This window comes from Microcoleus sp. S13C4 (genome assembly GCF_036700865.1).
Taxonomy (GTDB): Bacteria; Cyanobacteriota; Cyanobacteriia; order Cyanobacteriales; family Microcoleaceae; genus Microcoleus.
In genome coordinates, this window is record NZ_JAUBPS010000144.1 from 1 (window position 1) to 3,066 (window position 3,066).

The following is a 3,066-nucleotide window of genomic DNA, read 5'->3' on the forward strand; positions in this document are numbered from 1 at the left end:
TCATTGGTTTTCTCACTGGATGGTCTTGGATTTTACATTCTTTATCTCTATCACATCTTTAAAAAAATGGTATAAGGACTGAAGTCCTTAAAATTCTCTTCTCTTCCTTTGTGTCATCAGCGTCTTCGTGGTTCGCCCGCCCCTATTTTTTTTGAGACATATCAATTCCAACTCTTGTCAAGCCTAGCTTTTTAGCTTACTTGTTACCCATCGGCAAAATCATCCTATTTACTTATTGACAATTGCTCCTCTCTTTTGAATTGTCATGGATCGAACATATAAGGTTAAAAATTGTATCATAAGCAACAGAAAGTACCCAATCTTTTATGTACCGCTCTACAATGGACAAAAGAAACAAGATTAAGAGGCGCGATCGCTATGGATATGAATATGGATATGAATGGAAACCTAGACTGGGAAGAAGCATTTGAGTACAGAGCGGGTTTGACAGTGGAGTTGAAGTCCCAGCCAGGGGTTTTGCATACGATCGCTTACTATGAAGTGATGATGGTACCGCCCATCTGGTTAGAAAATGACCCGCGTCCCCGGTATCCTCACGAACTGCGAGTCGTTACCCACCAGCCAACTGTGTCCAATGTTTGCCGGATTTCACAGTGTCCTGTTTTAGTCGCCTCCTAGGTTTTTTCAGCGGGAAATATCGGCGATGGCATCTAGCCAGCAATCAAACCGATGCAGTGATTTTCGGATTGAGGTTGCTTGAGTTTGCTTTGGGGCGATCGCTTAAGATATAGATGGCGACGAGAGTGCGATCGACTCGAATCACTTGACTTGTTCATGTTTCAAGTGAGGAAATAGCCTGATTAATGTTACCAGCCCTTCTTGTTACATCTTCCTCTCCCCTACAAACAATAATTCCAGCATCGTCAGGCTGGAACCTGTACGGTCTGATAAAATAACGGCGATTTAGAGTTAAAATATCTCGATTTTCACTTACTGCAAAAGCTAACACTTCTTGGTCAGGAATTTTTGGTTATCCTTTCCGGCTTCTTGCACTGTCAGAATATTGTGAATCATAGGGCGCAGCAATTCTACAACCACTCTGGGAAATTATTCGTCAGTATAAACACGTCCCATCATCTTCATAATCGTCATTCTCGCCGATAGCTATTTCAATTTCATTTGAAATAGCTGCCGCCTGAGCCCAGACATTTGTTAAATCAGTAGCCGTTAGTGTGGGATAGTTATCTAATAGTCGAGACTCGTTCATACCCAAGCGACGAAAGCTCTCCAGCACCCAAACAGGAAAACGAGTATTTCTGATACAAGCATCACCGCCACAGACACCGGGACTTTTGTTGATTTCTTGCCAGATCTTAGCTAAGTTTTGGGTTAATAAATTGATGTAGTCAGGAATGAACGAGAGTTGATTTGTTAACTATCAATCGAAAAAAAAACTCCTACGTCATTCGTTCGTAGTGCTGGCAGAGGTTGGATCGCTATCAGGGAAAACAAAATATTTTCTCAGATTTTCTCTTTGTGTAAATGCTAGGTATTGAGCCGTCATATCGGGGGTTAGAAACTCTAGCAACAATCTGTTTTCTACCCAAAGCATCATGAAATCAAAGCCAAAGCTAGCGCGTTGTAGCAGCCAGTCTTCACGGGCGGCCATTTGCTCAATTTGTTCGATGCTGGCAGGGACAGATAGCATGGCATGAGTTGCTGTGAATTTAGAAGCAGCCGTATTTTGTATATACGCACGCAGCTCCTCATTATCACCGGATGTTATCTCAGTCCCCAAGGGATAAACTTCAATTTCTGTACCATATTCATCAAAAGGGAAAACGATATAGCCGTCGGGGCTAAAAGGATGAGGTGTTGGTTGCCCATCCAAAATTTCAGCCAGAACTTGTGCAACGTGCTGGGGGTTTTGAGCAGAAATAGAAAGGTGATGAATCATTAGAGTAACGTTATTAATTGGTCGATCTGTCAAAAAACGAGATTAGCTCATGAAGTTGAACGGAAACTAAACATTGAATAATTTTTTAATGAGCTATTTGGGCTTCGCTATTGGCAAAAAAATGCTGAGTCATTCGCTCATAATGCTGGCATAAATTCGATCGCCCAAGTAGATAATCAACGATTGGGGTTTCAAAGCGCGGCTGCAGGAAGTTACCAATGTAGCCATAGGCAGTCGCATCTAATGTGGTGGGTTTATCTCCCATAAAAAACGGTTTGTCTGCCAGAAAGTCTGAGAGAGCTTTAAAATCAGCACAGATTATCTGGGCAATTTCCTCATGACTGTGACGACCGATTCCATGAGCCTGCATCTGCGATCGCATTGTTTTACCAAACTCTTGGGCAAAAGGTTCTGATACCTCTAATGGGGTCTCAGGGAAGAGCGCACGGGCTACCACTGCTCGAAAACGTTGCCAGTTTTCTTCTATACCGAAGCGAGTCTCGGCTGCGCCCCAGTAAGTGTTCTCTTTGATCATGCGGCGGAACGCTAGAGAGATCGATCGCTCAACGGGGGTCAAACCAGCATCAAGATCAATCCCTTCTGTTTGCTTGAACATTTCCATGATTAAGAAAGCATCACCGACCATTTTTCCCTGATAGTCGATAAAAGGAATTTTACCCTTGGGGGCAAGCTCAAAACTTTGTGCTATCACGATGACTTTGTTGTAGGGCAGCTTTGCCATACGTAGCCAAGTTTCAAGCTCTAGACAGGGTGGGCTGATGCTAGGTAGTTCCTCAAAAGATGGTGCAGTGTATAAGGTAATCATTGTCAAGACCTCGCTGGTGCTGTTAGATGATTTGTCGCTTCAACCCAATAAAGATGCTTTTGCTAGTCGCCGTGCTGCTTCAATTAATGATGATCGATCGCCCTAATCAATGTGGTTCCTGGGGAGTTGCGATCGGCGCTAATCGCTTTGCCCTGTCGCTCTGGAATACAACCTGCAGCCTTTAATCAAAATATATCTGTGCTGAACAACTGACGGATGATTCTCAGTTTTAGAGCTTAAACGAATAGACCTCTTGCGAAAGTCTTAGGAGATCGCTAGTTGGTCTTCAAAGAAAGTTCATAATTATAAATACCAGCGATCA

At 43.2% G+C, this 3,066-nt stretch carries 7 protein-coding genes; 2 read left to right on the forward strand and 5 right to left on the reverse strand.

The features are described 5' to 3' along the window. Positions 1–396: 396 nt before the first annotated feature. Positions 397–639 (forward strand): hypothetical protein, encoded by a 243-nt coding sequence (locus QT996_RS28135; protein WP_333050767.1) that lies wholly within the window; start codon positions 397–399, stop codon positions 637–639. 32 nt (positions 640–671) lie between these two features. Here QT996_RS28135 and QT996_RS28140 read toward each other — a convergent pair whose 3' ends face one another. The 5 genes from QT996_RS28140 to QT996_RS28160 all read right to left on the reverse strand — a co-directional run bounded on the left by QT996_RS28140 (position 672) and on the right by QT996_RS28160 (position 2,744). After that, positions 672–797 (reverse strand): hypothetical protein, encoded by a 126-nt coding sequence (locus tag QT996_RS28140; protein ID WP_333050769.1) that lies wholly within the window; start codon positions 795–797, stop codon positions 672–674. Next, positions 794–970: a hypothetical protein gene (locus tag QT996_RS28145; protein WP_333050771.1), complete on the reverse strand. Its 177-nt coding sequence runs from the start codon at positions 968–970 to the stop codon at positions 794–796. The genes QT996_RS28140 and QT996_RS28145 overlap by 4 nt, the downstream gene beginning before the upstream one ends. Positions 971–1,075: 105 nt before the next feature. Beyond that, positions 1,076–1,375: a DUF433 domain-containing protein gene (locus tag QT996_RS28150; RefSeq protein ID WP_333050778.1), complete on the reverse strand. Its 300-nt coding sequence runs from the start codon at positions 1,373–1,375 to the stop codon at positions 1,076–1,078. Between the two features lie 48 nt (positions 1,376–1,423). Beyond that, a complete protein-coding gene (locus tag QT996_RS28155) occupies positions 1,424–1,951 on the reverse strand; it encodes a hypothetical protein (RefSeq protein ID WP_333050772.1) in 528 nt (175 codons plus the stop codon). A 52-nt stretch (positions 1,952–2,003) separates the two neighbouring features. Next, complete coding sequence (locus tag QT996_RS28160; protein ID WP_333050774.1) at positions 2,004–2,744, reverse strand: glutathione S-transferase family protein; 741 nt, start codon at positions 2,742–2,744, stop codon at positions 2,004–2,006. On the opposite strand from QT996_RS28160, the gene QT996_RS28165 reads away from it, so the two are divergent. After that, a complete protein-coding gene (locus QT996_RS28165) occupies positions 2,728–2,850 on the forward strand; it encodes a hypothetical protein (protein WP_333050776.1) in 123 nt (40 codons plus the stop codon). The two genes, QT996_RS28160 and QT996_RS28165, sit on opposite strands and share 17 nt — an antisense overlap. Positions 2,851–3,066 lie beyond the last annotated feature (216 nt).